Origin of the sequence: Thioclava sp. F36-7, assembly GCF_002020075.1 — a bacterium.
Classification (GTDB): domain Bacteria; phylum Pseudomonadota; class Alphaproteobacteria; order Rhodobacterales; family Rhodobacteraceae; genus Thioclava; species Thioclava sediminum.
The window spans coordinates 212,354-233,679 of record NZ_MPZR01000004.1; the positions used below are offsets into that span (position 1 = coordinate 212,354).

23 protein-coding genes and 1 tRNA gene are annotated in these 21,326 nt (G+C 62.3%); 10 read left to right on the top strand and 14 right to left on the bottom strand.

Annotated features, from left to right (window positions below; all coding sequences use genetic code 11):
- Positions 1-23: 23 nt before the first annotated feature.
- The 7 genes from BMI89_RS08990 to BMI89_RS09020 all read left to right on the top strand — a co-directional run bounded on the left by BMI89_RS08990 (position 24) and on the right by BMI89_RS09020 (position 4,824).
- Positions 24-638, top strand: a complete 615-nt coding sequence (locus tag BMI89_RS08990; protein ID WP_078570661.1) for a ribonuclease D — start codon at positions 24-26, stop codon at positions 636-638.
- A complete protein-coding gene (locus tag BMI89_RS08995) occupies positions 619-1,575 on the top strand; it encodes a KpsF/GutQ family sugar-phosphate isomerase (RefSeq protein ID WP_078570662.1) in 957 nt (318 codons plus the stop codon). Before BMI89_RS08990 ends, BMI89_RS08995 begins: the two co-directional genes overlap by 20 nt.
- The gene (lptC, locus tag BMI89_RS09000) at positions 1,575-2,177 is read left to right on the top strand and encodes an LPS export ABC transporter periplasmic protein LptC (protein ID WP_108722335.1); all 603 of its coding nucleotides are present in this window, start codon (positions 1,575-1,577) and stop codon (positions 2,175-2,177) included. The genes BMI89_RS08995 and lptC overlap by 1 nt, the downstream gene beginning before the upstream one ends.
- Positions 2,178-2,185: 8 nt before the next feature.
- On the top strand, positions 2,186-2,677 hold the full coding sequence (gene lptA / locus BMI89_RS09005) for a lipopolysaccharide transport periplasmic protein LptA (protein WP_078570664.1): 492 nt from the start codon (positions 2,186-2,188) through the stop codon (positions 2,675-2,677).
- Positions 2,677-3,453, top strand: a complete 777-nt coding sequence (lptB, locus tag BMI89_RS09010) for an LPS export ABC transporter ATP-binding protein (RefSeq protein WP_078570665.1) — start codon at positions 2,677-2,679, stop codon at positions 3,451-3,453. The genes lptA and lptB overlap by 1 nt, the downstream gene beginning before the upstream one ends.
- 297 nt (positions 3,454-3,750) lie before the next feature.
- Entirely contained in the window at positions 3,751-4,326 is a 576-nt protein-coding gene (gene raiA / locus BMI89_RS09015; RefSeq protein WP_078522191.1) for a ribosome-associated translation inhibitor RaiA, read from the top strand.
- A 33-nt stretch (positions 4,327-4,359) separates the two neighbouring features.
- On the top strand, positions 4,360-4,824 hold the full coding sequence (locus BMI89_RS09020) for a PTS sugar transporter subunit IIA (RefSeq protein ID WP_078522192.1): 465 nt from the start codon (positions 4,360-4,362) through the stop codon (positions 4,822-4,824).
- A gap of 66 nt (positions 4,825-4,890) precedes the next feature.
- Here BMI89_RS09020 and BMI89_RS09025 read toward each other — a convergent pair whose 3' ends face one another.
- The 8 genes from BMI89_RS09025 to cysQ form a co-directional block, all read right to left on the bottom strand.
- Positions 4,891-6,282, bottom strand: coding sequence for a nodulation protein NodH (locus BMI89_RS09025; RefSeq protein ID WP_078570666.1), 1,392 nt, complete (start codon positions 6,280-6,282; stop codon positions 4,891-4,893).
- Positions 6,283-6,285: 3 nt separating this feature from the next.
- A complete protein-coding gene (locus tag BMI89_RS09030; protein WP_078570667.1) occupies positions 6,286-7,986 on the bottom strand; it encodes a beta-1,6-N-acetylglucosaminyltransferase in 1,701 nt (566 codons plus the stop codon).
- 13 nt (positions 7,987-7,999) lie between these two features.
- Entirely contained in the window at positions 8,000-9,010 is a 1,011-nt protein-coding gene (locus tag BMI89_RS09035) for a glycosyltransferase family 2 protein (RefSeq protein ID WP_078570668.1), read from the bottom strand.
- A gap of 212 nt (positions 9,011-9,222) precedes the next feature.
- Positions 9,223-10,245: a glycosyltransferase family 2 protein gene (locus tag BMI89_RS09040; RefSeq protein ID WP_078570669.1), complete on the bottom strand. Its 1,023-nt coding sequence runs from the start codon at positions 10,243-10,245 to the stop codon at positions 9,223-9,225.
- Positions 10,246-10,271: 26 nt separating this feature from the next.
- The gene (gene galE / locus BMI89_RS09045) at positions 10,272-11,258 is read right to left on the bottom strand and encodes a UDP-glucose 4-epimerase GalE (RefSeq protein WP_078570670.1); all 987 of its coding nucleotides are present in this window, start codon (positions 11,256-11,258) and stop codon (positions 10,272-10,274) included.
- Positions 11,259-11,261: 3 nt separating this feature from the next.
- Positions 11,262-12,155 (bottom strand): UTP--glucose-1-phosphate uridylyltransferase GalU, encoded by an 894-nt coding sequence (galU, locus tag BMI89_RS09050; protein WP_078522198.1) that lies wholly within the window; start codon positions 12,153-12,155, stop codon positions 11,262-11,264.
- A 194-nt stretch (positions 12,156-12,349) separates the two neighbouring features.
- The gene (locus BMI89_RS09055) at positions 12,350-13,150 is read right to left on the bottom strand and encodes a manno-octulosonate cytidylyltransferase (RefSeq protein WP_078570671.1); all 801 of its coding nucleotides are present in this window, start codon (positions 13,148-13,150) and stop codon (positions 12,350-12,352) included.
- A complete protein-coding gene (gene cysQ / locus BMI89_RS09060; RefSeq protein ID WP_078570672.1) occupies positions 13,150-13,944 on the bottom strand; it encodes a 3'(2'),5'-bisphosphate nucleotidase CysQ in 795 nt (264 codons plus the stop codon). The genes BMI89_RS09055 and cysQ overlap by 1 nt, the downstream gene beginning before the upstream one ends.
- A 131-nt stretch (positions 13,945-14,075) precedes the next feature.
- On the opposite strand from cysQ, the gene BMI89_RS09065 reads away from it, so the two are divergent.
- Positions 14,076-14,897: an ABC transporter permease gene (locus tag BMI89_RS09065; protein ID WP_078522201.1), complete on the top strand. Its 822-nt coding sequence runs from the start codon at positions 14,076-14,078 to the stop codon at positions 14,895-14,897.
- A 33-nt stretch (positions 14,898-14,930) separates the two neighbouring features.
- Here BMI89_RS09065 and BMI89_RS09070 read toward each other — a convergent pair whose 3' ends face one another.
- Positions 14,931-15,959 (bottom strand): LacI family DNA-binding transcriptional regulator, encoded by a 1,029-nt coding sequence (locus BMI89_RS09070; protein WP_256376242.1) that lies wholly within the window; start codon positions 15,957-15,959, stop codon positions 14,931-14,933.
- A gap of 329 nt (positions 15,960-16,288) precedes the next feature.
- On the opposite strand from BMI89_RS09070, the gene BMI89_RS09075 reads away from it, so the two are divergent.
- Positions 16,289-16,365, top strand: a tRNA-Arg gene (locus BMI89_RS09075).
- A gap of 56 nt (positions 16,366-16,421) precedes the next feature.
- On the opposite strand, the gene BMI89_RS09080 is transcribed toward BMI89_RS09075, so the two are convergent.
- The 5 genes from BMI89_RS09080 to BMI89_RS09100 form a co-directional block, all read right to left on the bottom strand.
- Positions 16,422-17,039, bottom strand: coding sequence for an outer membrane beta-barrel protein (locus tag BMI89_RS09080; RefSeq protein WP_078570673.1), 618 nt, complete (start codon positions 17,037-17,039; stop codon positions 16,422-16,424).
- Between the two features lie 130 nt (positions 17,040-17,169).
- Positions 17,170-18,417: a saccharopine dehydrogenase family protein gene (locus BMI89_RS09085; RefSeq protein ID WP_078570674.1), complete on the bottom strand. Its 1,248-nt coding sequence runs from the start codon at positions 18,415-18,417 to the stop codon at positions 17,170-17,172.
- 51 nt (positions 18,418-18,468) lie between these two features.
- Positions 18,469-19,563 (bottom strand): carboxynorspermidine decarboxylase, encoded by a 1,095-nt coding sequence (gene nspC / locus BMI89_RS09090; RefSeq protein WP_078570675.1) that lies wholly within the window; start codon positions 19,561-19,563, stop codon positions 18,469-18,471.
- A gap of 62 nt (positions 19,564-19,625) precedes the next feature.
- Positions 19,626-20,330: a hypothetical protein gene (locus tag BMI89_RS09095; RefSeq protein ID WP_246832002.1), complete on the bottom strand. Its 705-nt coding sequence runs from the start codon at positions 20,328-20,330 to the stop codon at positions 19,626-19,628.
- Positions 20,302-20,583 (bottom strand): hypothetical protein, encoded by a 282-nt coding sequence (locus BMI89_RS09100; protein WP_078541754.1) that lies wholly within the window; start codon positions 20,581-20,583, stop codon positions 20,302-20,304. The genes BMI89_RS09095 and BMI89_RS09100 overlap by 29 nt, the downstream gene beginning before the upstream one ends.
- Positions 20,584-20,751: 168 nt before the next feature.
- On the opposite strand from BMI89_RS09100, the gene BMI89_RS09105 reads away from it, so the two are divergent.
- Entirely contained in the window at positions 20,752-21,303 is a 552-nt protein-coding gene (locus BMI89_RS09105) for a hypothetical protein (protein WP_078522204.1), read from the top strand.
- Positions 21,304-21,326: the final 23 nt, after the last annotated feature.

Genomic DNA, 21,326 nt, shown 5'->3' on the forward strand with positions numbered 1-21,326 from the left:
AAGACGTTAAAGAAGGACACGCCGTGGCAATCCACCTGCATCAAAACGACCTTCCCGACGGGCTCGATCTCGGTCCCGTCGTGGCCATCGACTCCGAAACGATGGGCCTCGACCCGCGCCGCGACCGGCTCTGCCTCGTGCAGCTTTCGGCGGGCGATGGAGACGCGCATCTGGTGAAGATCGCCCAAGGTCAGACCGAAGCGCCGAACCTGTGCCGCATGCTGGCCGATCCGTCGGTGGAGAAGCTGTTCCACTTCGCGCGCTTCGACGTGGCCGCGCTCTGCAATGCGTTCGGGGTGGAGACGAAGCCGGTTTTCTGCACCAAGATCGCCTCGAAGATGGTGCGCACGTTCACCGATCGCCACGGGCTGAAAGTGCTGGTGCAGGAGCTTGTCGGCGTCGACATTTCCAAGCAGCAGCAAAGCTCGGACTGGGGCGCGGCGGAGCTGACCGACGCGCAGATGGAATATGCGGCCTCCGACGTGCTCTACCTGCACCAGATCAAGGCCGAACTCGTGGCGCGGCTCGAGCGCGAGAACCGGCTCGGACTGGCGCAGGCCTGTTTCGATTTCCTGCCGGCGCGTGCGAAGCTCGATCTGCTGGGCTGGGATGAACCCAATGACATCTTCCACCACTGATTATTCCGACATCGCCCGTCGCGTGATCGGCATCGAGGTCGCCGGGCTGGAAGCCTTGGCGGCGAGCCTCGATGGCGAGTTTTCGCGCGCGGTGGCGATGATCCTCAAGACCGAGGGGCGCGTAATCGTCTCCGGCATGGGGAAATCGGGCCATATCGGGCGCAAGATCGCGGCGACGCTGGCCTCCACCGGGACGCCCGCGCATTTCGTGCATCCGGCGGAGGCGAGCCACGGCGATCTGGGCATGGTCACCCGGCACGATCTGGCGCTGGTCCTGTCAAACTCCGGGGAGACGCCGGAGCTGGCCGACTTGATCGCCCATACGCGGCGCTTTCAGATCCCGCTGATTGGTGTCGCGAGCCGCCCGGACTCGACCCTGCTGCGGCAGGCCGATCTGGCGCTGGTTCTACCCAAGGCGGAGGAAGCCTGCGGCACGGGTGTTGTGCCCACCACCTCGACGACGATGACGCTCGCACTCGGTGACGCGTTGGCTGTCGCTCTGATGGAGCATCGCGAATTCACCGCCGAGCATTTCCGCACCTTCCATCCGGGTGGAAAGCTAGGCGCGCGTCTGTCGAAAGTCTCGGACCTGATGCATCGCGATATGCCGCTGGTGGCGGAAGACACGCCGATGCCCGATGCGCTCTTGATGATGAGCCAGAAGGGGTTCGGCGTGGTCGGCGTCACCGATGAGGCGGGCCGCCTGACCGGGATCGTCACCGACGGCGATTTGCGGCGCCACATGCAGGGGCTGCTGGAGCATAAGGTCTCGGAGGTAATGACCGCCAATCCGCGCACCATCGCGCCCGGACAATTGGCCGAGGCCGCCGTGGCGCAGATGAACGAGCGCAAGATCACCGCGCTTTTCGTGGTCGAAGACGAAAAGCCCGTGGGCTTCCTGCAGATCCATGACTGCTTGAGGGCCGGGATCGTCTAATGATGTACGACAACAGCCATACGCGACTGGTGACCTGGGCGAAGATCGTCCTGCCGCTGCTCGCGCTGGCGCTGTTGTCGACGATCTTTCTCGTCTCGCGCCGGATCGATCCGAGCGCCGCGATTCCCTATGCCAAGGTCGATGTCGAGAAACTCGCGCGCGAAAATGCGGTCACCCGGCCCGAATATTCCGGCGTGACCGATACCGGCGCGACGCTGTCGGTGACGGCCGCGCAGGCGCGCACCCAGCCCTCGCAGGATCAGGGTGCGAGTGCCGATCAGGTCGCGGCAAAACTGACCGCGCCCGATGGCCATGTGACCGATCTGAGCGCGAATGAGGGTCTATTCCAGCCCAATTCGAACCGGATCGACCTGACCGGCAAGGTCGCGATGCAGACCTCGGATGGCTACCGGGTGAACTCCGACAAGGTCGAGTTGCAGACCGATAGCAGTATCCTGACCTCGCCCGGCCCGATCCATGGGACGTCCCCTTTCGGAACGCTCGATGCGGGCTATATGCAGATGGTCCCGACGGCAGATGGCAGCAGTCACGATCTTGTTTTCAAACAGGGTGTGAAGCTGGTATATCAGCCGCAACAATGAGGGTGTGGATGTTTCGAGCGCGTTTTTTCACCGCCTGCGCGATGGCGGTTTCGTTCCCGGTTCTCGTAATGGCGCAAAGCGTCGATTTCGGCGGGCTGCGCGCCGACAAGACGGCCCCGGTCGAAGTCACGGCCGATTCGCTCAACGTCAATCAGGAAAGCGGTCAGGCAGTGTTCTCCGGCAATGTGGAGGTCACGCAGGGCGATATGCACATGAAAGCCGCCGAGCTTGAGGTGTTCTACGCCAGCGACAAACGCTCCGAGATCACCCGGCTGCACGCAACGGGCGGCGTCACGCTGGTTTCGCCCACCGAGGCGGCAGAGGCCGAGGAAGCCGTCTACGATGTGAAAGCGGGCACTGTCGTGATGACCGGCAACGTGCTGCTGACCCAAGGCGACAACGTGATGTCCGGCAACAAGCTCAATGTCGACCTGAGCACCGGCGCCGGCACGATGGACGGGCGTGTGCGCACGCTTCTGAAGCCCGCCGGGAGCAAGTGATGGCCGAGGATGCCGTCAAAAGCGACGCCGGGCTGGCCCCGGTCGCGGGCCAGGGCGGTTTGCAGGTCCGGGGTCTGCGCAAGAGCTACAAGCGCCGCCCCGTGATTCGCGACGTCTCGCTCGACCTGTCGCGTGGCGAGGTCGTGGCGCTTCTCGGACCGAACGGTTCGGGCAAGACCACCTGTTTTTACAATATCGCCGGTCTGATCCGACCCGATGCGGGCGAGGTTCTGATCGACGGGCGCGATGTGACGGGCCTGCCGATGTATCGCCGCGCGCGGCTCGGGATCGGCTATCTGCCGCAGGAAGCCTCGATTTTCCGGGGTCTCTCGGTCGAAGAGAACATCATGGCGGTGCTGGAAGTGGCGGAGTCCGATCCGCACACCCGTCGCGAACGGCTGGAAGAACTTCTGGGCGATTTCTCGATCGGCCACCTGCGTCACGCGCCCGCTTTGGCGCTGTCGGGGGGCGAACGCCGGCGCTGCGAAATCGCACGCTGTCTGGCCGCCGATCCGAAATATCTGTTGCTGGACGAACCCTTCGCGGGCGTCGATCCGATCGCCGTGTCGGAGATTCGCGCGCTCGTCGCACAGCTGAAAGATCGGGGTATCGGGGTTTTGATCACCGATCACAATGTGCGCGAAACGCTCGAGATCGTGGATCGTGCCTACATTCTGCACGACGGCACGGTGCTGATGTCAGGCACCGCGGAAGAGGTTGTGCAGGACGAAAACGTCCGCTGCGTCTATCTCGGCCAGCACTTCCGCATCCTCTGATCGTGATCCGCGGATCCCTGCCGGGCGGCTCCGCCTACCGGCAGTTTTGCACTGCAGCGAGGGAGACCCGTTGACACCCCCCACGATCCATCCCCAAATACATAAGAGATGCGTAATGTTCGCCCCCACTCCCCGGGCGCGCTTGCGGCCCCCGAGAGGGGTCCGGCGCGCGGAAGGTCCCCGAAAGAGGGCCCGGGCGAATTCAGACTCAACGCGACTTTTCAAGAGATTAACCGGCCCGAAACACCTCAGCCCAAAGGCTGGGGTCACTGGCCCAATGCGTGAAGGAGGAAATCCATGCGTTACCAAATCACCGGCAAACAAATCGATGTCGGAGAGGCCCTGCAATCTCACGTCAAGTCGGAGTTGGGCGAGGTCGCCGAGAAATACATGCAGCGTCCCACCGATGCGCAGATCACCTTCTCGCGCGATGCGCATGAGTTTATTTGCGAGGCGACGGTGCACCTGTCGACCGGGCTCACCGCTTCGGCCAAGGGTCATGCCACGGAAATCTATGCGGCCTTCGATGCGGCGCGCGAAAAGATGGACAAGCAACTGCGGCGTCACAAGCGCAGATTGAAAGATCATCACCGCGACCGTGCTGAACCAGTTGAATTCGAAGCTGCAGGTCTATATGTGCTCGCCTCGGAAGAGGATGACGATACCGGCGAGACGCACGAAGGTGCTCCGATGATCGTAGCCGAGATGGAAACCAAGGTTCCCACTCTCTCGGTCGGTGAAGCGGTCATGCAGATGGAGCTGTCTGATGCGTCGCTACTCGTCTTCCGCAACGAGAAACATGGCGGGGTCAACGTCGTTCATCGGCGTGAAGACGGCAATGTCGGCTGGATCGACCCGCGCAACAGCAAATGAGCGGCCCGGAACGGGCGCGGAGTAGACGAGTTCATGGACCTATCTAAACTTCTCGTGCCTGGCGCGGTCAAAGTGCTGTCGAATGTCACGAGCAAGAAACGCCTGTTTCAGGATCTCGGTGACATCGCGGCGGCGTGCTACAAGATCGACGCCGCAGAGACTGTCGATGCGCTGCAGGAGCGTGAAAGCCTCGGGCCGACCGGTGTCGGCCACGGCGTTGCGCTTCCGCATGCGCGGCTCGACGGGCTGAGCGAAGTCGTGGGTGTCTTCCTGCGTCTGGAAAAGCCGCTCGATTTCGACGCGGTGGACCGGCTGCCGGTCGATCTGGTCTTCGCGCTCTTCGCGCCGAAGGATTCCGGGGTCGAGCATCTCAAGGCGCTGGCCCTCGTGTCGCGCACGATGCGCGATCCGGAAACCTGTGAGAAGCTGCGGGCGAACACCGATCCGTCGACGCTGCACGCAGTGCTGACGGAGGCGCAGAGCCGTCAGGCGGCCTGATCAGCTCGCTGATACAAATTGAAAAGCGCGTCGGTTCGTCCGGCGCGCTTTTTTCATGGCGCAGGCTCAGTCGCGCCAGTTACCGAAGCCGAACTGCATCATGTCGCGCGTATAGGTCTCGCGCGCGGCGGCCTCGAGGTCGGGCGTCCAGATATCGGCGAGCTTGATCGGCGCGGTGTCGGTCTCGCCGGGCGCGAAGGCTGGGGCCTCCACCCCGGCCATGCTGGCCAGATAGGCGAAGTCCTCCGCCATCCGCTCCTCGCGCACCAGAAGGTCGGGCAGGGCGAATTGGCCGATCCCCTGAAGCGCCGCCGATTGCGTTGCCCAGAGCGTATTCACCGGCAGGCTCGTCTGGTTCGCGAGATTGGATTTGAGCCAGCCCAAGAAGGCGATCAGCGCCTCGGCATAATCGGCGGGCGCGATGCTCTGCCCCTCCTGCGGGATCGGCAGCTTGTAGCTTTGGCGCAGGACGGCGCGGGTCTCGTCCATAGTGTCCCAGTTGAGCACCGCGTTGAACGCGAGATGCGCGCGCATCAGCGGGTGGCGCAGCACGGTGAAGCTGCGATGGCCGGGATGGCGACGTTTCCACTGACGCAGGGTCTTCTGGCTGAACCCTTCGACCAGTTCGCCGGTTGCCGCCAGCCAGTCGCGGATCGGCGCATCCATCGCGGGCCGGAGCGGCATATAAAGCAGCCCCGCCTCGCTCGCGATGAAACCGGGCACGCCGGGACCGCGCCGGGGCTCGAAATTCGGGGTTTTCGACAGGTTGAACCGGTCGAGCCGCGCCAGCGACGCCTCCATCCCCGGGAAATTCGCGACCTTCGCCTCCAGCGGCTCGGGGTTCTGCACCTTCAGGGTCTCGGGTAGCTTGTCGAGCCGCCCCGCGACGCCCAGCCAATTCGCGAGACCGTTGAGCACCTCGACCGACTGTGCATCCTCATAGTCGATATAGAAGGCTGTCTGCCCCGAGCGTTGCAGTGCGTTTTGCAGCGTCACCTGAAAATCCTGCAGCCCTTCCAGATGGGCCTCGAACTCCTCGGCATCGAAGCGCGCCTTCGTGGCCTTGCGGTGCTTCGCATCGCCCAGCTTCCACTGGCCGGTGGCGCGCGCGATCATCAGGCTGACATAGCTCTCGATCGGATTTCGGGTCAGCACGATCTTCGCGCATTTCGGATCGTTCACGAAGACGGCCAACATCCGCGGGTCGTGATCGTGGAAATAGCGGCAGCCGTTCAGCCCGCCCTGCGATTTGATCGCGCCCCATAGCGCCAGCGGATCGTCATCGCGCTGCGCCTTGGTGACGCCCACTAGCTCCTTGCGGTTCGGATAGCCGATCAGCGCCGGATTGAACGCCTCGCCATGGCAGGTCACGCCGTCCAGATCGTTCAGCGCAGCTTCCAGCAGATTGGAGCCGGTGCGCATCTCGGCGAAGACGACGAAACTGTCAAATTTTGGCATGTCTTATTTCACCAGATAGGGGCGACCGCGGCGGGTGGCGGCATCGCGCTTCCCGCTTTGCTCGAGCGGGAAATCCCCCATCACGAGCGGCTGCATCCCTTGGTTCTTGAGATTTTGCAGGAATTGGTTGAACCCCGACAGATCGACCATCTGCGGCGCTTCGGTGAGGCGACGGGTCGCGCGGGGGCTGATCTCGTCGATGATGGTCTGCAGGGGCTCCATCGGGTTCTCGATGAAATCCGCGACAGTCCAGATCCGCACGCGCGCCTTCACATACATCGAGCGCAGAATCTCCAGATGCTCCAGCTCGCGTTTCTGCAGCATCGCGGCCTCGCGCCGGATCGTCGCGAAATTCTCGTTCTTGCGCGACAGCGGCAGTGCCCAGGCGCCGGTGATGACCGAAATCTGCGCATTCGGATCGGTCGCGGTGAACCAGTTATTCGCCTGATTGTCGCGCGGCGAGAACATGTAGCATTGCCGCTCGCCGCGCGAGTTCCAGATCAGGTTCGTCAGGAAGGCACGCGGGTTGTAGTCGCGCAGCGCCGCGTCGTCGGTCAGGCAGCCGTTGAACATCCGCTCATTGCCCGCGAACTCGGCGCGCTCGGGCGCGTAGAGATGACCATGCACCCGCGCGCCCACGTATTTCGCGAGCCAACCGTCGAAATTCTCGAAGAGATCCGAGAAGCCGTGGAAGATCGAATAGGGCGCCGAGGTCTTGCCGTTCTCGTGGTCTTTCTTGGGAAAACGGCTCTGCATATAGAGGCCGGGCCGCCCGCGCGTGCGCCGCTCGATCGACTTGGAAAACAGCCGGTCGATCTTGGCGGGGTTGGGTTCGGCCATGACGGAGCGCCCGGGGCTTTTGTCGAGGAAGCTCCGATAGAGCTTATCCGCCTTGGGCCAGATTTTCCGCGCCACGAAACAGTCCGACCGCCGCAGTAGCTGCAGGTGATCGTCGTAGAAGATATGCGGCTTGCCCTGAAAATCGAACTTGGTCAGCGTCAGCGAGCGGCTCTCGATCGAGGTGGAATAGAGCCTTGCGAGGGTCTGGAAATAGCTCTCATCCGGGATCCAGACGCGCTTGAAATAGCGGTCGTAGAGCGCGCGATCGGGGTCTTCCAGAATGGCCGACAGGGTCTGGCGCGTCAGGCACCACCATTGGCTGCCCAGATGCGGCACCAGCCCGTCGGGGATGCGCCGTTTGAAGCCCACGCGGCGTTGAAATTCGACATAGCGGTCGAACATGCGCCGCTGCTTCTTCCACGAGAAGGGGAAGCGCAGCGTGAAGCGTTCGATGTCGATCCCGCCGACGGTCCAGCCGACTTCCGTGGTGGTCACGCTCTCGATGAAATCGGTATAGGGCCGCGCGTCGAGATAGTCGGTCAGCTCGTGCAGCGGGCGCAGCGGCAGGCAGGAGCCCGACGCCAGATAGACGTGGCGCACGTCGTCATGCAGTGCCAGCATCTGCTCGGCCGCGGCTTGGCTGGCGGCGACCAGCGACCACGTGCCCCAGTCGCATTTGTAGCGCCGCGAGAAGGAGACATTCTCCAGATCGGAGAGCATCTTCTTGAAGCCGTTATAGTCATGCGCGGTCACGCGGGCATCGACATGGATCACCACGGGCGATCCGCCCTCCGACCAGAACCGCGCGACCTGCGCGGCCCGGTCGAGCGCGGTGTGGCACATCATGATGAATCCGACTGTCACGCGCCTTGTTTCCTCACGCCCAATTGCCCTTCGACATCAGCCCGAGGATCTCGAGCTGGCGCCAGTTGATATATTTCTCAGACCATTTGCACCACAAATCGGGCTCTTTTGAGATCGTGCGGGCATAGGCGTGATATTCGCGCGATCCCGCGTAATGCTGTTTGCGCTGCAATTCCTCTTCGACCTTGTCGGTCAGCGGCGAGAGGAACTTCGCATGCAGCAGGCAGCCCGAGACCATCTCGCCGCCGATCGTGTCATAGACCTGGTTCAGGCCGCGCGGCAGCAGCATATGGGTCGAGGAGATATAGACGTTCCCACGCTCCCATTTGACCAGCGGGATCTTGTTGAGCGAGGGAGCCTTCTTCGGCGCGTCGGGAAAGAAGATGCGCGCCCGGGGCCCGCCTTGAATCCACAGATTGTTGGTCTCGGGATTGGGCGAGATCATGTAGTTGCCCGCATCGAACCAGCAGGCCAGATCGAACGGGTTCTGCCCCTCGCGATAGGGCTGCGCGTCGATCGGCCCTTTCGGATACATATCCAGCAGCATGGCGGGAAACGACCGGATGCCATAGGTGTCGAGCCAGTCGGTCAGCGCCTGAATGGGCCGCGTATCGCAGAACGGGTAGACGAAGAACTCGTCCGGATCGAGCGTCAGCGTCCAATGCCCGGTGCCGTATTTGCGCAGCAGCCAGTTCATCCAGTCGATGCCGAAATTCGACGTCTTGTAAGAGGCGTCCGTGTGCCAGACCGAGCAGTCCTCCTGCTGGGCGAGATACTCGGCGCTGCCATCGTCGCTGCCATTGTCGACAAACAGGAAGTGCCCGACGCCCATCTCGCGGTAGTAGCGCAGGAAATAGGGCAGGCGGATGCGTTCGTTGCGGGCGGTGACGAAGACGAGGATATCCTCGGGGCGGATGTCGCCGGTGCGGTCGGAATAGAGAGAGAGTTCGCGGCTTTTGCGGAAAGCCCGAATCTGCCGAATTCTGCGTTTACGGCGCAGCCTGGCGATCTCTCTCAGTCCCAATATCCGTCCCTCTCCGACGTCGCGGTCATTTCGTGCCGCACTGGTCCTTTGCTACTCGCAGCGTAGTTCTCAAATCGTTAAAGGTCGCCCTGTTCAAATCGGCAAGTTTTCAACGGCTTATCAATGTCTTCCGATACTTACCCGGTTTGCGCGCAGCTGAGAAGGCCACGCCTAACGCTTGCGTCAGCAATGTTGCCTCCAAGTCAACAACTTCACATCCAGCCGCCGCGCGACATCAGCCCCTGCGCCTCCAATTGACGCCAGTCGCCGAGCCGCGTCGAATGCGGCGTCCAGAGCTCCGGATCGGCGGCCAGCGCGTCGTAATACTGGTCGAATTCCGCGGGCTGGCCGAAATGCTCGCCACGCGATTTCTCCTCTTTCGACTTGTCCACGATCTCGTCGAGAAACTTGGTGTGCAGCAGCAGCCCCGAAATCGCCTCGCCGCCGTCCGAGTCGTAGGTCTGGTTCAGGTGGCGCGGCAGCAGCGCATGGGTCGAGTTCAGATAGGCCCATCGCCGGTGCCAGCGCACCAGCGGGATCTTCGAGAGCGTCGGCGATTGGCGCGGGCTGTCGGGGAAAAAAGCCCGCGCCCGTGGCCCGCCTTGGATCCACAGCGCGTCGGTCTGGGCCTGCTGGGTGATCATGTAATTCCCGGCGTCGAACCAGCTCAGGATCTTGCGCGGATCCTGCCCCGCCTCGTAGCGCTGCGCGCCAAGCGGCCCTTTCGGGTAGAGGTCGAGCATCATCGCCGGGAAACTGCACTGCTCCGACCGGTCGAGCCAGTCGGTCAGCGCGGGCAGGGGGCGACTGTCGTGATAGGGGTAGATCAGCAGCTCATCCGCATCGACGGTCAGGCACCAGTGATCGTGCCCGTAGCGCAGCATCAGCCACGTCACCCAATCGAGCCCGAAGCGCGAGGCCCGGTAGCTGCCCGACGTCTGCCACAGCGACACGTCGCGCGCCTCCGCCAGCAGCGCGGCGGTGTCATCCGTGCTGCCATTGTCGACGACCAGAAAGTGATCCACGCCGAGCTTGCGGTAATGCTTGAGAAAAAAGGGGAGCCGCCGCGCCTCGTTGCGCATCACCGCGAAGGCGAGGATCGCGCCGGGCTTTATCTTCCCGGTGCGGCTCGTGACACGGTCAAGCTGGTGCCGTTTGCGCAGGGCGCGCCACAGGAAATGCTTGCGCTTGAGGCGCAGCCTGTAGCCCTCCCAAAGCTCACGGCGCGACGGCATTCATTCTCCTGACCCCTGCTTGGGGGTCAGTATTCATACTCTTTCGCCTGATGCCAACGCCATGCATCGGAAATCATGGTGGAAAGGTCCGACCGCTTCGGCTGCCAGCCAAGCTCCTCGGTCGCTCGTTTCGAGCCCGACACCAGCGCCGCCGCATCGCCGGGACGACGGTCCCCCTCGACGATCGGGACGTCTTGATTGGTCACGGCGCGCGAGGCGTCGATCACTTCGCGTACCGAGAACCCGTTTCCCGAGCCGAGGCAGAAGACCCGCGAGGGTTTACCGTCTTCGAGCCATTTCAGACCCAGAACATGCGCATCGACCAGATCGGAGACATGGACGTAATCGCGAATGCAGGTGCCGTCGCGCGTCGCGTAATCCGAGCCGAACACGGTCAGCGCCGGGCGTTTGCCCGCGATGGCATCCAGCATCAGCGGGATCAGATGCGTCTCGGGGATGTGCTGCTCGCCGACCTCCGCGTCCGGGTCGGCGCCCGCCACGTTGAAATAGCGGAAGATCACCGAGTTCAGCCCGTGACTCGCGCCGAAATCGCGCAGCATGTCTTCGATGGCGCGTTTCGAGCCGCCGTAGGCATTGATCGGGCGCTGTTCGGTGTCCTCGTTCAGCACCACCCCGTCCTGATCGCCATAGGTCGCGCAGGTCGAGGAGAAGACGAAGTTGCGGCAGCCTGCGTCGACGGCCGCTTCAATCAGATTCAGCGCGCAATTCACGTTGGTGCGCCAGTATTTCGACGGGTTCTGCATCGACTCGCCAACAAGGCTCAGCGCCGCGAAATGCATCACCGCGATGGGCTGATACTTCGCGAAGACCTCGTCGAGGCGGGCACGATCGGCAAGATCGCCCTCCTCGGCTGGGCCGAACTTCACCGCTTCTTTCCAGCCGGTGGAGAAATTGTCGAAGCAGACCGGGACATAGCCCGCCGCGGCCAGCGCTTTGCAGGCGTGCGAGCCGATATAGCCCGCACCACCCGTTACCAACACATGTTGCTGCATCGCTTACTCAGCCGCCTGCCGCATCGCGGAAAGATCGGAGAGATATTCGCCGAACTCATCCTTCAGATCCGGGCGCTGGAGGCCGAAAGCCACCGTCGCCTGCAGGAAGCCCGCCTTCGAGCCGCAATCGTAGCGCTGCCCGTCGAAGCGATAGCCATAGACCGAGTTGCCGCCATGGATTTCCTGCGCGATCGCGTCGGTCAGCTGGATTTCACCGCCAGCACCCGCCTTGCGCGCATCGAGGTTCCACATGATGCGCGGGGTGAGGATGTAGCGACCGATCACCGCGAGGTTCGAGGGGGCATCCTCGGGCTTGGGCTTTTCGACCATGCCGTTGACCTGCAGGCGCGGACCGTCGCCCGGGGCGACATCCAGAACCCCGTAGGACGCGGTCTTGTCGGCGGGCACTTCCATCGCCGCGACATAGTTCCCGCCGGTCTCGTTATAGGCTTCCATCATCTGCTGCAGACAGGGCTTGTCGGCGGCGATGACGTCGTCGGTCAGGATCACGGCGAAGGCCTCGTCATGCACCAGACGACGCGCACACCAGACTGCGTGGCCCAGACCCAGCGGCTGGTTCTGACGGACATAGGCGATCGCGCCGCTGTCCATATTTGTCTGCTGCAGCTCGTCGAGGATTTCGGTCTTGCCCTTCTGCGCCAATGCGCTTTCCAGTTCGGGGGCGTTGTCGAAATAATCCTCAAGTGCCGATTTGCCGCGCGAGGTGACGAAGATGAACTCCTCGATACCGGCCGCACGCGCCTCGTCGATGGCGTATTGGATAAGCGGGCGGTCCACCAACGTGAGGATCTCTTTCGGGATCGACTTCGTCGCGGGGAGGAAGCGGGTTCCGAGGCCGGCCACCGGGAAGATCGCCTTCGTCACCTTGCTTTTCATTCGTCACCTATAGGGTTGCTACGATTAAATCGTCAAAAGTTGGTTCATTGTGTCCCCAAAGCCGTGATCCAACAAGGGACCGGTTCTGGCGTTGAGCACTCCCGAAGGAAGAAATGCTGCAAATGCGAAAATTGTTTCCTGCAATGCCGTGAAAAACCGCATTTTTAGTGCGATAGGCGATAAATTGCGTGCGTTCAGGGAAGCTGCATCTGCAGCATCATGGATTCGATCCGGGCCACATCTGACGGATTGTTGAGTTCCCAGAACTGCCGTCCGCGCGACTCGACCTCTGCGCAGAGCACTGCGCGACCGTTCTCCAGAAAGCGCAGCTGCTCCAGACCTTCGAGGGTTTCCAGAGGCCCGATCGGCCAGCCCGCATAGGCTGCCAGCGTGTCCGGCCGGTAGGCATAGACGCCCACATGGTGGAACACCGGCGTGGGGGCTTCGTCCGCGTAAGTCTCGGAGGTGAAGGGAATAACCTCTTTCGAGAAATAGAGCCCGCGATTGCCGGCGCCGAACACTGCCGTCGTGCCGCCGACGCGCCCGTTCTGGCGATCTTCCAGCAGGCTGTTGAGCGTCGCGCCTTCGCAGCGCAGCACCGGGGTGGCCAGCTCGGCCCAGTCATTGGCGCGCAGCCCGGCGACGAGGTCTTCGATGAACCAAGCGGGGGTCAGCGGTGCGTCGCCCTGCAAGTTCACGACGATGTCGAAATCGCCGCCAAGGGTCGCCGCCGCTTCGGCGCAGCGCTCGGTCCCGTTGCGGCAGCTCTCGGAGGTCATCGCCACCTCGGCGCCGAAGGCTTCGCAGGCCTCGCGGATACGGTCGTCATCGGTCGCTACCACGACCTTGTCGACGCCGCCGACCTGCGTCGCCGCCTCCCAGCTGCGCTGGATCAGGGTCTTTTTCTCGCCCGTGGCGCCGGTCAGTTCGACCAGAGGCTTTCCGGGATAGCGGCTCGACGCGTAGCGCGCCGGGATAACAATTAGGACCGACATTACTTCACCAAGAGAACGCCGGGGGCATAGGCGATGAAGAACGGGTTCTCGAAGCCCGGCTTGCCATAAGTGAAGGGTGCGTGATCGTCGAAGCGGATCATTTCGCCGCCCGCGCCGCGCAGAACCGCGTCACCGGCTGCCGTGTCCCATTCCATCGTGCGCCCGAGGCGCGGATAGAGATCGGCCTCGCCCGTCGCGACAAGGCAGAATTTCAGCGACGACCCGGCCGAGGCCATGTCCTTCACTGCGTATTTGCCAATGTAATCGTCGGTCGCCTGATCGCGATGCGATTTCGACGCGACCACCATCAAGCCGCGATTGTCGGGCATCGAGACGGTGATCGGATGCTGCTTGCCGGGGCGTTCCTTGTCGAAGGGGCCGTCCTCTTCGACCGCTCGGCCCTCGGCCAGCGTGTAGAAGAGACGTCCCTTGGCGGGAGCGTAGACCACGCCGCGCACGGGCTTTCCATTCTCGACATAGGCGATGTTCACGGTGAAATCGCCGCGGCGTTTGACGAATTCTTTGGTGCCATCGAGCGGATCGACGATCAGGAAGGTCGAGACCTCCTGCGAATGGCTCGCGGCCTGCTCTTCGGTGACGAGCGGCATTTCGGGAAATTCGGCGCGCAGCCCTGCGGAAATCAACGCGTCGGCGGCCTCGTCGGCCTCGGTCACCGGCGAGTTATCCGACTTCGACTTCACCTCGAAATCGGGCGAGTCGTAGATCTCCATGATCTTGTCGCCTGCTTCGAGCGCCAGCCGCCGCATCACTCGCATCAGATGTTCGAAATCCATCGTCACGCCTCTCCCGGCCTTGTTAAGGCCCAATTGCTATGCTCCAACTCCCCCCTTATGATGCGGCGATAAGGGTTGAGCAAGCAATCCGACCTAGCTTGGGCCGCAACGATGCCCGAATCGGCAGGGACATGTTCAGACCAGAGACGAAATCGACCAAGCTCGGCACGACCTTCAGCCTACTGGAGCTGATCTATCACGCCACCGTGCGCAATCTGCGCAAGAACCACGGGAACGCGCTGATCGGTCTGCTGCTGAACATGTTTCAGACGATGCTGTTGGTCATCTCTTTCTACATCATGTTCAGCGTACTCGGGATGCGGTCGAGCTCGGTGCGGGGCGATTTCCTGCTCTACATCATGACGGGCATCTTCCTTTACATGACCCACACCAAGACCCTTGGCGCGGTCTTCGGGTCGGAAGGGCCCACATCGGCGATGATGAAACACGCGCCGATGACCACGGCGATCTCGATCGCGTCGGCGGCGCTGAGCGCGCTGTATATCCAGGTGCTGTCGATGGTGACGGTGCTCTACATCTACCACGCGGCCTTCAAACCGATCGAGATCTACGACTGGGTCGGCGCGTTCGCGATGGTGCTGCTGGCTTGGTTCACGGGGCTCGCGGTCGGTGTCGTGCTGCTTGCGGCGAAGCCCTGGGCGCCCGAAGTGGTAAGCGTGATCCAGCAGGTCTATACCCGCGCCAACATGATCGCCTCGGGCAAGATGTTCCTAGCCAACAATCTGCCGCACAAGATGCTGATCCTGTTCAACTGGAACCCGCTGTTTCACACGATCGATCAGGCGCGGGGCTACACCTTCATCAACTACAATCCGCATTTCTCGAACTGGGAATATCCGCTCTATGTCGGGCTTGCGATCCTGATGATCGGCCTTCTGGGCGAGTTCTACACGCGCCAATACGCGTCGCTCAGCTGGGGTGCGCGGCGCTAAAAGGCAGGCAGTGCTTGCGCCGCCGCCTTGGGATCAGCGTTTGCGGATCGTGTCGCCCGGATCGAGGGTCGGCTCCAGCTCGATCACTTCGCCGCCGATCATCCCGCTTTGCGAGCGCCCCGAAATGATCTGCGCCGCCTTGCGGCCGATTTCAGCGCGGCAGGCATTCATCGTGGCGAGTCGCACCGACAGCCCGTCGAGCAGTTCCAGCCCGTTGAACCCGGCCAGACCCATCTTGTTCGGCACGTCGATGCCGTTATCGAGGCACCAGAGCAGACCGCCCGCGCCGATCATGTCGTTGGAGTAATAGAGGAAATCGAGATCGGGCGAGCGCTTGAGCATCGTTTCCGTCATCTCGCGCCCTTTCGCGAGCGCCGATCCGCCCGCGTAGAACTCGGTATCGGCCAGTTCGATCCCCGCTTTGGCGAGCCCTTCCTTGAACCCTTCGAGCCGTTTGCGCGCCCGGTGATCCTCGGGCATTTTCGTGCCAAGGAACCCGATCTTGCGATAGCCGGCGGCGATGATCGCCTCGGCCATATGCAGCCCGGCGCGGCGATGCGAAATACCCACGACCGAGTCGATCCCCTCGCCATCGACATCCATGATCTCGACCACCGGAATGCCCGCATTCTGCAGCATGGCGCGCGAGGCGGGCGTGTGCTCGACCCCCGCGATGATCACCCCCGAGGGGCGCCACGAGAGCATCTCATACAGAACCTGCTCTTCCTTCTCGGGCGAGTAATTCGTCACCCCGACGACCGGCTGCAGCCCGGTATCCTCGAGCTCGTCGGACACGCTCGACAGCACTTTCGGAAAGACGAGGTTCGACAGCGACGGGATGATCACGGCCACGAGGTTCACCCGCTGAGAGGCCAGCGCGCCCGCGATCTTGTTCGGCACATAGCCAAGCGCTTTCGCGGCCTGCAGGACCTTTTCGCGTGTCGCATCAGAGACATCGCCGCGATTGCGCAGCACGCGACTGACGGTCATTTCCGAGACGCCGGAGGCTTCGGAGACATCGCGCAGGGTCAATGGACGGCGGGTTTCGATAGGGCGAGACAAGGGCGGTTCCTCAAGGTTCTCCTCTTGTTAGCGCCAAACATTTCCCTTGCGCAAGCGAATGATGCCAAGTATGTTAGCGTTAACGGTTGTAGGGTCGGATAATCTCCGCCCGATACTTGGAACGACCCGCGCCGGTGTCGGATTCGTCACGGCGAGGGATGCGAAAGGGGGCGCAGTGGGCCAATTTGCGCTCCCTTTTCTTTCCTTTCCCCCGGAATCCTGAAACTTCTGCAAGATCCGCATGCATAGGAATATGCGCGGGGTTTTCTGTTGCAGCGCAGCGATGGACTTGCACCATAGGCTCTTTGGCGGCATCAAAGGCGCAGTGCGGTCCCGTGGCTCAACTGGATAGAGCAGCCCCCTCCTAAGGGGCAGGTTGCAGGTTCGAATCCTGCCGGGATCGCCAAAACAAAAACGCAGGCCACATGGGCCCGCGTTTCAAAGTCTCACTATACCTGTGGCTCAGAACTTGTAGCCGACGCCGATCGACGCGCTGATGTTGCGCGTGTCGTGCGACAGAATGCAGCCGAAGCCGCAATATTCGAACGTCTTGTCGTTGTAGAAGCTCGCATCCACCGAACCGCGAAGGAACAGGTTCTTGCCGAGTTTGGCATCCGCACCGATCCCTACCATCGGACCCGCGATGGTGCCGTTCCGATGCACATCGCCGCCCGGGTAGTAGGTGTTCAGGCGCGCTGCCGCGACACCGAACGTCACGAAGGGCAGGTAGTTCCCGGCGTCGTAGCCGGCGCGAAGCAAGAGCGCACCATGGGTTCCCATGCCGCTCTCAAAAGCGCCCGGCCCGGGAATACTCGTCATTTCTTCGCGTTCACCATGGCTCGTCAAACGGCCTTCAACGCCATATACGAATGCGCCTTTTTGCCAGTTGTGGCCGCCGAACGCGGTGAGCGAGAGCCGGTTCGCATCTTGACTGATCGAGCCGAAGAACGGCTCGGTGATCGTCAGATCGGTGTTGTTGTAGCTGATCGCGGCGCCGGCATAGGAGCCGTTCCAGTTTTCCGCCATCGCGCCCGTGCTCGAGAGGGCGATCATTGCGATAGCGCTGAACAGTTTCTTCATCGTTAAACCCCAAAACTTCACTTATCCCAGGGTCTTATTTCCTTTGCTGCACGTGCAAAGAAAGAGCCGGCATGACGTACGGGTCACGCCGGCTCACATCTGTGTCATTGCTGCAACGTAGCCGTTGCCCTCAAACCTCGGTCCAGGCCTTGTCCTCGCCCTTGAGGCCACCGACCATCACGCGGGTCGGAAGGCCGATGCGGTCGAGCTGGGTGAAGAAGGGCTTGGGGTCCATCTCTTCGACGTTTTTCATCGTCTTCGCATCCCAGTCGCCTTGGGCGATCAGGATCGCGGCGGCGACCGGCGGCACACCCGCGGTGTAGGAGATGCCCTGCGAGCCGACCTCCTCATAGGCCTCTTTGTGATCGGCGACGTTATAGACGAAATACTCCACGTCCTTGCCGTCCTTGGTACCTTTCACCAGATCGCCGATGCAGGTCTTGCCGGTGTAATCGGGCGCGAGGCTCGACGGGTCGGGCAGCACGGCCTTCACCACTTTCAGCGGCACGACTTCTAGACCCTCAGCGGTTTTCACCGGCTGCTCGGAGAGAAGGCCGAGGTTCTTCAGCACGGTGAAGACGTTGATGTAGTGATCGCCGAAGCCCATCCAGAAGCGTACATCGGCCTGCGGATAGTTGGTCGCCAGCGAATGCACCTCGTCATGGCCCGACTGATAGGCCTGCGACGGGCCGACGACGGGCAGATCCCAGTTGTGGCCCGAGGCGAACATGCTCGTTTCTTTCCACTGCTGGTCTTCCCAGTAATAGACGACGCCGGTGAATTCGCGGAAGTTGATCTCGGGATCGAAGTTGGTCGCGAAATACTTGCCGTGCGAGCCTGCGTTGATGTCGACGATGTCGATCGACTTCACCTCGTCCATCTGGTCGATGGCGAAGCGCGCATAGGCATTAACCACACCCGGATCGAAGCCTGCGCCGAGGATCGCGGTCACACCATGCTCGGTGCAAAGATCGCGCTTTTTCCACTCGTAATTGGCATACCACGGCGGGGTTTCGCAGATCTTGTCGGGCTCTTCATGGATCGCGGTGTCGATATAGGCGGCGCCCGTCGCGATGCAGCCGTCGAGCACGTGCATGTTCACGAAGGCGGTGCCCACGTTGATCACGATCTCGGATCCGGTCTCGCGGATCAGCGCGGCCACCGCCTCGGAATCGGTCGCATCCACCTCATGCGCCTCGAACGTGCCGTCCACCTTCATCGCGCCCTTTTCACGCACGCTGTCGATGATGGCATCGCATTTCGATTTGGTGCGCGAGGCGATATGCAGATCGCCAAGGATGTCGTTATTCTGCGCGCATTTATGCGCCACGACCTGGGCGACGCCGCCCGCTCCGATGATGAGCACGTTCTTTTTCACTTCGGCTGTCTCCTTTTTCTGCGGACAGGGGAAGGGGGCTCTTGTGGGCCCTCAGGACAATGAGGCGCGATAATCCTCATAGGTGAAGTCGCGAATCCGGTCGATGTTCCCATCTTCGCGGCGGATGGCGATGGCGGGCATCGCCACGCCGTTGAACCAGTTCTTCTTGACCATCGTGTAACCGGCGGCATCGGCAATCGAGATACGGTCGCCGATTTCGAGCGGTTTGTCGAACCGCGCCTCGCCGAAGATGTCGCCCGCGAGGCAGGTCTTGCCCGCGATCTGGTACTCGAATTCGCCCTGCTGCGGCAGCTTGGCGGTCTCGCGATAGATCAGCAGGTCGAGCATATGCGCCTCGATGCTGCTGTCGACGATGGCGATCTTCTTGCCGTTGTCGAGAATGTCGAGCACCGTCACCTCGAGCGAGGCTGTCTGCGTGATCGACGCCTCGCCGGGCTCGAGATAGACCTGCACGTCGAAATCCTCGGAGAATTTCTTGAGCCGGTCGGCGAGCGCGTCGAGCGGGTAATCGTCGCCGGTGAAATGGATGCCGCCGCCGAGGCTGACCCATTTCAGACGCTTCAGGATATCGCCGAACTCGGCTTCGATGCGGGAAAGCTGATGATCGAACAGCGCGAAATCCGCGTTCTCGCAATTGTAGTGGATCATTACGCCCGAGATGCGGTCCATCGCCGCCTCCAGCCGCTCCGCATCCCATTCGCCCAGACGCGAGAATGGCCGTGCCGGGTCCGCGAGATCGAAGCCGGAGGTCGAAAACCGCGGGTTCAGGCGCAGCCCACGCTCGATATGCGCGGCCTTGTCACCGAAGCGATCCAGCTGGCTCAGCGAGTTGAAGATGATCTTGTCGGCGTAACCGATGGCCTCGTCGATCTCGTGATCGGCCCAGGCGACCGAATAGGCATGGGTTTCCTTGCCGAATTTCTCACGCCCCAGATGCAGCTCGAACAGCGAGCTGGAGGTCGTGCCATCCATGTAGGGCTTCATGATGTCGAAGGCCGACCAGGTCGCGAAACATTTCAGCGCCAGCAGGGCTTTCGCGCCGGAACGCTCGCGCAGACGCTCGATCTTGCGCATGTTCTCGCGCAGGCGCGCCTCGTCGATCAGGTAGAAGGGCGTGTCGGACATGGCTCTCCCTCGGGTCAACAGACCCTGCGATATAGGGCGCATGTGACAGTGGCGCAACCGGATCAGTCGACTCGGATCGCATCCTTGGCCACGCTAAGTGCATAGCCTTTGCGGGAAATGTTGCGCACGAGAAGCTCGCTGACGAGCTGGTTTCCGAGGCTGTCGCGCAGGCGTTTGATCCGTGTGGCGCCTGCCGCCTCGTCGCAATCGGCCTCGTCCCGGCCCGAGATCATCGCCTCGATCTGCACGCCGGTGAGGATGTCGTTGTCCATCCGCGCCTCGGCCAGCACCGACAGCGTCTCGATCGCCGCCGGGGTCAGGGTGAAGCCCATATCGTTGAGCATCACCGCGTTTTCGCCCCGCAGGATGCGTAAGGACTGCACTTCGATCCCGGCGCGGCGAATCTCGGTCATCCGCTTGTTCAGCGCGATCAGCAGCAGAAGGAAGACGATCGTCGCGATCAGAAGCGCGGCGGCGAAGATCAGCAGAATGAAGATGATCACCCGGTAATTCGCCAGCACATCCGAGAACGCGGTGCCCGACTGTGCCAGCACCTCCAGCAGCTTGATCTCGGCTTGTGAGGTCAGATTGTCGTTCTGCACGAAGATCTGCTCGACCCGCGCGTTGAACGCATCCGCGTTCGGCAGATTCGCGAACAGCAGCACCGCGGCCACGGCGAGAATCGCGACCACGGCCACGATCCCGCCCACGACTGCGCGCGAACCGAGTCGTAAACTATCAGTAACGGAGGAAATATTGTCCGGCACTGGCCTTCCTTTGCTCCAAGCCATCGGGGCCGAATGTGGAGAGAACCGTCAGCAAGGTCCACCCATCGGCTTTCAGCTTCGGCGCCAATTCGCGCGCCGCCGCCTTTTTCGAACAGGCCGAGTCCGAGACCTGCGCTACCCCGTATTGCAGCTGCAACGGGTTGTCGCGCTTGGCCTTGTAATCGGCATAGCACTCGGCCTGCGCGGCCGAGGCAGAGGCGAGAAACGCCAATATGAGGACTACGTGTTTCATGTGGAACACGCTGCGCTCAACGCCCGTGTTATTCAATAGCCAAAGGGGGTTGGCCCGCCTGTTATCCGATAGCAGGGGGGCGTTATTGCCTGACTTTCGCCCCTCGGCCCAATCTTGGTTCATCGACGTCATGCGGCCTTCGGGCTGCCGAGTGAAAGGACCGAAGCCATGAGCCTCAAGACCAAGGCCACCGCCGCCATCACCGCCCTCGCCCTCGCGTTGGGCTCCGTCGCAATCAGTGCTACGCCCGCCGCCGCGCTGGGCAAGAAGGACCGTCAGGCGCTGAGCATCCTGCTTGGGGTCGGGGCTGCTGCGCTGCTCCTCGACGGGATGAACAAGAAGGATCACAAGGCGAAGAAGGCGCAGCCGCGCTACGAGAGCTGGCAGGACCGCCAGCGCCGTCTTGAGCGCGAACGCCGCGAGCGCGAGCGCCGAGAAGCCGAGGCCCGCCGCCAGCGCGCGCAGGAGCGCTACGACCGCGACCACCGTCGCTATAGCCATGACCGCGACCGCATCCGTCTGCCCGCGCAATGCGTGCAGCGCGTGAAGACCGGCCGGGGCTGGGGCGAGGTGGTTTCCGCCTCCTGCCTCGATCGCCGCACCGAACGCCGCCTGCCCGCCAATTGCGCCTTCACGATGAAGACCGGCCGTCACGGCGTCGAGAAAGTCTATGGCAGCAACTGCCTGGAAGATCGCGGGATTCGTCTCAGCCGGCGTTAAGTGATGCGGCAGACGCCATAAGA

Coding starts and splice junctions, on each gene's coding strand:
- BMI89_RS08995 (WP_078570662.1), top strand. CDS start 619: ATGACATCTTCCACCACTGATTATTCCGACATCGCCCGTCGCGTGATC.
- lptC (WP_108722335.1), top strand. CDS start 1,575: ATGATGTACGACAACAGCCATACGCGACTGGTGACCTGGGCGAAGATC.
- lptA (WP_078570664.1), top strand. CDS start 2,186: ATGTTTCGAGCGCGTTTTTTCACCGCCTGCGCGATGGCGGTTTCGTTC.
- lptB (WP_078570665.1), top strand. CDS start 2,677: ATGGCCGAGGATGCCGTCAAAAGCGACGCCGGGCTGGCCCCGGTCGCG.
- raiA (WP_078522191.1), top strand. CDS start 3,751: ATGCGTTACCAAATCACCGGCAAACAAATCGATGTCGGAGAGGCCCTG.
- BMI89_RS09020 (WP_078522192.1), top strand. CDS start 4,360: ATGGACCTATCTAAACTTCTCGTGCCTGGCGCGGTCAAAGTGCTGTCG.
- BMI89_RS09025 (WP_078570666.1), bottom strand. CDS start 6,282: ATGCCAAAATTTGACAGTTTCGTCGTCTTCGCCGAGATGCGCACCGGC.
- BMI89_RS09040 (WP_078570669.1), bottom strand. CDS start 10,245: ATGCCGTCGCGCCGTGAGCTTTGGGAGGGCTACAGGCTGCGCCTCAAG.
- galE (WP_078570670.1), bottom strand. CDS start 11,258: ATGCAGCAACATGTGTTGGTAACGGGTGGTGCGGGCTATATCGGCTCG.
- galU (WP_078522198.1), bottom strand. CDS start 12,155: ATGAAAAGCAAGGTGACGAAGGCGATCTTCCCGGTGGCCGGCCTCGGA.
- BMI89_RS09055 (WP_078570671.1), bottom strand. CDS start 13,150: ATGTCGGTCCTAATTGTTATCCCGGCGCGCTACGCGTCGAGCCGCTAT.
- cysQ (WP_078570672.1), bottom strand. CDS start 13,944: ATGGATTTCGAACATCTGATGCGAGTGATGCGGCGGCTGGCGCTCGAA.
- BMI89_RS09065 (WP_078522201.1), top strand. CDS start 14,076: ATGTTCAGACCAGAGACGAAATCGACCAAGCTCGGCACGACCTTCAGC.
- BMI89_RS09080 (WP_078570673.1), bottom strand. CDS start 17,039: ATGAAGAAACTGTTCAGCGCTATCGCAATGATCGCCCTCTCGAGCACG.
- nspC (WP_078570675.1), bottom strand. CDS start 19,563: ATGTCCGACACGCCCTTCTACCTGATCGACGAGGCGCGCCTGCGCGAG.
- BMI89_RS09100 (WP_078541754.1), bottom strand. CDS start 20,583: ATGAAACACGTAGTCCTCATATTGGCGTTTCTCGCCTCTGCCTCGGCC.
- BMI89_RS09105 (WP_078522204.1), top strand. CDS start 20,752: ATGAGCCTCAAGACCAAGGCCACCGCCGCCATCACCGCCCTCGCCCTC.